Below are 6,088 nucleotides of genomic sequence, written 5' to 3' on the forward strand. Positions count from 1 at the left end.
ATTGAAAGTAGAATTAGCGCACTGGCAAGAAGAAAGAAATCGGGAAAAAGTGAAAATCCAATGGCAATTCACGACGGACGATGCTCGCATTAAACTTAACCACCTTTACCCACAATTTTAAGCTTGCCAGTCCAGTAGGATAGGCTTCGTAGGCGATCGTGATCGCGTGCGTTACGCTGTCGCTAACGCACCCTACGACTGAAACTAAAACGACTCAGATGGTATAAAATTAAAAATACAAAGGGCAAAGGCTAGAAATTAATGAGTCAAGGTTTTGTTTATATACTTTTTAATCAATCGTTTCCAGAACAGGTAAAAATTGGCAGAACAACAAGAGATGTAGAACTTAGAGCAAAAGAGCTACAAGGAACTGGAGTCCCAACCCCTTTTGTAGTAGTTCACAAGGAAGAAGTATCTGATTGTGAAACTGTGGAGGGGATATTGCATGATAAATTTCTTGACTATCGAACCGAATCAAATCGAGAATTTTTTACTATGCCTGTTTCTAAGGCTGTATATGAACTTGTAGAAATCGCCAAAGAATACAAGATTGAGGAAAAAACTATTTATCCAAAGACAAGAAACTTGCTTCCCCATATCCCAGTAGAGATAAAAGAACAAATACGACTAGGGACAGAGTTGGAAATCGTTCAATGGTCTAACTATCATTATGAACTTGAAATTGATACGTTCGTTTTTGTAGAAGAAGAATATAGAGAGTTTTCACAGAGAAGATGTATTCCTCTTTGGACTTCAAGGAATGTCTCAAATATAAACATTGGATTACCCAGTTCCACCCAAAAATATTGACGAATTAGTTCTATTATTTTTGATGTTTATAGATTGTACAACTATGGAATATTTTGAGCCATTATTGTTTTACGAATCGTTTTCACAAAAGATAGAAGATATGCGCCGTGAAAATAAATTTTGTTTTCTTAACCATTATGAATTCTTGACTTTGGAGCAATTATCAAATCCGTACAGAGTGCCTGCCCTAGTAGAAAAAAATGATAAACGTTATTGGGACTATTTTATTAAAGCTAATCAATCTTTCGATAAGATAGATATACTTCCGCAAATCAAACCAAGCATAAAAAAACGATTAAACCCAAATATTAGATCTATAGGTGTTTGCCTATCCTTTACCCGTGAGTTAACGGCTTATATTGAAACAGTTTATGATGTAAAGCATGATTAATCTACTCCTGCCCATGAATTAATAAAATGCTCAGAGATCTCACACTATTCACGATATACTTCTGAGTTGAAAAATATCTTAAGATCACGTCCTTTTAGTTTTTTTTGTGTGTATTTTTTATTATACATGAACTGTTTTACTTTAGCAAAATACCACGATACTGATGTATTTACCAAAGAATTTTATGATGAATTCTGTTACGAAAAAATAGAGAACAACAAAGTTTGCCGTTTCTATGAATATGAATATATAGATTCTACAGCGCGTGGCTCTTTTATCAAGTACGGGATTGGTCAGTAATCACTCTAACTGCTAGATTGATTTGGGCTTTGAAACCATTAAAATATCACTCATCTCCCTACACTCCCTAAGATCGCCCGAATGATTGTCTGCAATCTGTTGGCATTTTGCGGACGTTACCCTAGAGAGGACAACGATTTCAGGGGATTCTAGCCCTGTGGAAAACAGCAAACCAATGGATGTTTTGCGGACAATTGGAAGCTCTGACCATGGCTCGCCCCCAATCCCATCAGCGTTTCAGTAGACGACAGAGAGGGAGTGGGGGAGTGGGGGAATAGGGAAATAGGGGAATGTAACCTGCCGCTCTTGTGAAAATTCAACCTTGAGATAAACTGGAGGAACTTCAATGCCAGTTGAATGTTGAGCTTCCTTCATGCCCCTTGATTGTCTTGATTGTCTTGACTGATGACCTATGCTCCTAAGTATTGCTGACAATTTCATCAAGCGACCGGTCTTAACGACGGTTTGCTCCATCTTGATTGTATTGGTTGGGGCGATCTGTCTGCCCCTACTGCCAATCTCCCAACTGCCTCAGTTAGCTAACACCGAAGTAGAAGTCACCTCAGCCTATATTGGGGCAGACGTACAAACGACAGAAACGACAACCACGACCATTATTGAGCGGGAAATTAATGGGGTGGAGAACATGAAATATATGTACTCCAACACCAACAACTCCGGTTTGACCTCTATTCGGGTAGCCTTTCCCCAAGATGTAGATCGGGACATTGCCCAAGTCAATGTGCAAAACCGAGTTGCTGCTGCTGAAGCCCAACTTCCCGCAGAGGTGAGGCAAACGGGGGTGAACATCGATAAAGCATCACCGAGTATTCTCTTGGTATTAGGTTTTTCCTCTGATAAAGATGAGAGTGGGAATTATCTCTATGATGAGATATTCATGAGTAACTATCTGGATTTGTCGGTGCTTGACCAACTCAAACGACTTCCAGGAGTGGGGCAAGCTAGTCTACTGGGCGATCGCAAATATGCCATGCGAATTTGGCTAGACCCGAATAAAATGGCAGCACGGGGATTGACGGCTTCTGATGTAGCGAACGCTCTGCAACAGCAAAATATTCAAGTGGGTGCGGGGAAAATCGGACAAGCTCCAGCTCCAGAAGGTCAACAGTTTGAGATTCCCCTGCGAGCAGTGGGGCGATTTGTTGATGTCAGTGATTTTGAAGAATTGGTACTCAGTGTTGGGCCAGGAGGAAGCCTGGTTAAACTTCAAGATGTCGGTCGAGTGCAACTAGGAGCGCAAGACTACAGCGTAGACATTCTTTTAGATACTAACCCAGGGGTGGGAATTGCAATCTATCAGTTACCGGGGTCTAATGCTCTGGAAACAGCCCGTGCAGTGAAAGCGGAAATGGCACAGTTAGCTAAGGACTTTCCGCCAGGGTTAAATATGGTAGTTGCCTATGATACAACTGTATTTATTAATCAATCGCTGCAAGAAGTGGTGACTACCCTCTTCCAAGCCATTGGGTTAGTGATTCTGATTCTGTTTGTGTTTCTCCAAGACTGGCGATCGACTCTGGTTCCAGCGATCGCCATTCCAGTGGCTCTGATTGGCGCATCTGCCGGGCTGATGATAGCAGGCTTTGAAATTAATACCATGACCTTGTTTGCCTTTACTCTGGCTTCGGGTTTGGTGGTCGATGATGCGATCGTGATTGTGGAGGCGGTTTCGACCAAAATTGAGGAGGGAATGCGCCCTCGCCAAGCGGCTTTGGATGCGATGGAAGAGCTAACGGGGGCAACGATCGCCACTTCTGCGGTGTTGATGGCGGTGTTTATTCCCGTTTCCTTCTTTCCTGGAACCACGGGGATTATCTTTAAGCAATTTGCCTTAACCATTGCTTTTGCGATCGCCTGTTCCACCTTTAACGCCCTCACCTTCTCGCCCACCATGTCGGCGTTGCTCTTGCGTCCCCGACAAGACAATCATGGCCCCTTAGCCTGGCTCTTTGAGAAATTTAACCAAGGGTTCGGTTGGGTAGAGCGCCGATATGGGGGATTGATTCAATTTCTAACCCGGATTAATGTCCTAGTTATTGGGGTATTTATTGCCGGTTTGGTCGCCACGGTATTCATGTACAATTCAGTGCCCAGTGGATTTGTACCCCAAGAAGACCAAGGCTATTTTGTGGTGATTTATCAAGCTCCTGATGGGGTATCTCTCAACTACACCGCAGAAGTGAGCCGGAAAGTGGAAGAAAAAATTCGGGCTATACCTGAAGTCGAGCATACCTTTGGAGCGGCTGGGTTTAGTTTCGATGGCCAAGACCCCAGTAAAGGCATCGTTTTTGTGATGATGAAACCCTGGGCTGAGCGTCCGAATCCAGAGCAGTCCGTGTATGGGGTACTCGGCCGTATCAACCAGTCTCTAGCCAGTGTTCCAGAGGTGTTTGCCATTGCCATGAATGCACCTCCAGTGCAAGGAATGGGGAGTACCGGGGGGTTTGAGTTTCAACTGCAAGACCGAACTGGAAATGCCACCATTCAACAGTTAATGGAGAATGCCTATCGTCTGATTGGGGCAGTAAACTCTGAGCAATATCCCGCCGTGGGCCAAGCGTTTACCCTGTTTACCGCCAATAAAGCCCAGCAACAAATCGAAGTATTGCGCGATCGCGCCAATGCCTTGAATGTAGATGTGGCTGAAGTCTTCCGCACCCTACAGGTTTATCTCGGATCGAGCTATGTCAATGACTTTGTACTCGGTCAACGGCAATATCGGGTTTATGTACAAGCGGATGCCCCCTATCGCTCCAATCCAGAAGATATTAATCAGTTTTATGTCCGCTCTAGGGATGGGCAAATGATTCCCTTGGGCAGTCTGATCGAGCTGACGGAGTTTACCGGGCCGGAGATTATCCAACATTTTAATATCTTCCGCTCGATTAAAATTCAAGGGGGGCCAGCTCCAGGCTACAGTTCCGGACAGGCGATCGCCGCCATGGAACAAGCCGCAGCAGAAGTCCTAGACCCCGGTTTTGGCTACTCCTGGCAAGGAACCGCCCTAGAAGAAAAAGCCTCTGGAGGCAGTGCGCCGATTATCTTCGGTCTCGGCTTTATAATGGTATTCCTGGTCTTAGCCGCTCAGTATGAGAGCTACATCGACCCCGCCATTATCATGTTGTCCGTGCCTCTGTCCGTCCTCGGTGCGCTCAGTGCTGTTTGGTTCCGCGCCAACGTGATTCAAGCGGGAGGACTTTGGCCCGTCGTCACCAATGATGTCTACTGCCAAGTTGCCCTCGTCATGCTCATCGGGTTAGCCTCCAAAAACTCGATTCTGATTGTCGAGTTTGCCAACCAACTCCATGAAAAAGGTCTAGATTTTACCAGAGCAGCCACGCAAGCAGCCGAACAGCGCTTCCGACCCATTCAAATGACTGCCTTTTCCACCCTAGTTGGGTTCTGGCCTCTGGTTACAGCGTCCGGAGCAGGCTCGAGCAGTCGTTGGTCTTTGGGAACTGCCATCTTTGGGGGAATGCTGTTGGGAACTATCCTCAGTTTGGTGATTACACCGAACCTCTATATTGCAGTGAAAAACTTGGAAGCATTCCTCCTGAAAGGAGAAAGACCCCAAAAACTGACAAGATCTAGTGGTGGTTCGGGTGGTTTATCAGCCCTGGGGAATTTATCGGGTCTATTGAAGAAACCCTTGGCTAAGAATGGCCACAGCAATGGCACTGATGAGGATCAACCGGATATGCCAACTGAATCAGAGACTAAACCGGAAGAGTCAGAAACTGGTAAATGGTCGTAATCTTAACGATGGGTCTCGGTTGGGGGCCAGCCATGGCAGTAAGGTGCGCTATTCAACGCACCTACCCCATTTACTAGATACAGGGATTAAAATCGGGGCGACCAATTTTTACCCCTGCTGTCCTCTGGTCAATTTACTCTGCTGTGCTTCCAAAAGATCATCAAACCTAAGATTCCCAAAAGTCCTAAGACATTAGAAGATTCAGGAATATCTTGACTGACTAGAAAAGCTTGATCTTGGATCGAAGTTACTGTAGAATTGTCACGAATAACTTCCGCGAGGGTAATACTTTCGAGTTCTGCCATCCAAGGATCTAAATCAGCATCATTGAGATAAAAGAAGCGATCGCCGTCGCGTAAACGCAGAAACTGATCCGCTAAAATAGCTTGGAACACTTCACCGACCATACTGCCAGAAACAGTGTCTTCTGCCAATCCTCCAATCCATAAATCTACTTGGTCTACCGTTTCATAAACTTCGGCTAACGCAGTCTGAAACTGAAGATTAGAGGTAATATCAGCAAAACTAGCAGCCGGGTTTAAACCTAATCCGATCCGAGTTGCATTATAACTCGGTAATCCATGGTCTCGACCGCGTTGAATATTCAGAGACGCTAAATCAAATCCACCTGCTCCAGGAGGCCCAAATAAGAAATTGCATAAATCATCAGCAAGTAATATCAAGTCCGATGAATAAGTTACGATATAAATGAAGAGTGTCCAAGCAAAGCAATGCCCCGACTCCTTAAGATAGTCCCCCACCAGAGTAGAGAGTCCCTGGGCGTAGCCTACCATCAAGCAAAAGAGGGCCCA

Annotated in this window: 4 protein-coding genes; 3 read left to right on the forward strand and 1 reads right to left on the reverse strand. The window is 45.0% G+C overall.

Features of this window, described 5'->3' with window-relative positions; genetic code table 11:
* Positions 1-261: 261 nt before the first annotated feature.
* From PN466_RS09665 to PN466_RS09675, 3 genes are all read left to right on the forward strand, one after another.
* On the forward strand, positions 262-810 hold the full coding sequence (locus PN466_RS09665) for a GIY-YIG nuclease family protein (protein WP_271939112.1): 549 nt from the start codon (positions 262-264) through the stop codon (positions 808-810).
* 43 nt (positions 811-853) lie between these two features.
* Positions 854-1,201 carry a hypothetical protein gene (locus PN466_RS09670; protein ID WP_271939114.1) on the forward strand — a complete coding sequence of 116 codons (348 nt, stop codon included), beginning with the start codon at positions 854-856 and terminating at the stop codon, positions 1,199-1,201.
* Between the two features lie 712 nt (positions 1,202-1,913).
* The gene (locus tag PN466_RS09675) at positions 1,914-5,276 is read left to right on the forward strand and encodes an efflux RND transporter permease subunit (RefSeq protein WP_271939116.1); all 3,363 of its coding nucleotides are present in this window, start codon (positions 1,914-1,916) and stop codon (positions 5,274-5,276) included.
* 128 nt (positions 5,277-5,404) lie between these two features.
* On the opposite strand, the gene PN466_RS09680 is transcribed toward PN466_RS09675, so the two are convergent.
* Positions 5,405-6,088: peroxidase family protein (locus PN466_RS09680; RefSeq protein ID WP_271939117.1), on the reverse strand; the 684-nt coding region annotated here is incomplete at its 5' end.

Origin of the sequence: Roseofilum reptotaenium CS-1145 (assembly GCF_028330985.1) — a bacterium.
In the GTDB taxonomy this organism is placed as follows: domain Bacteria; phylum Cyanobacteriota; class Cyanobacteriia; order Cyanobacteriales; family Desertifilaceae; genus Roseofilum; species Roseofilum reptotaenium.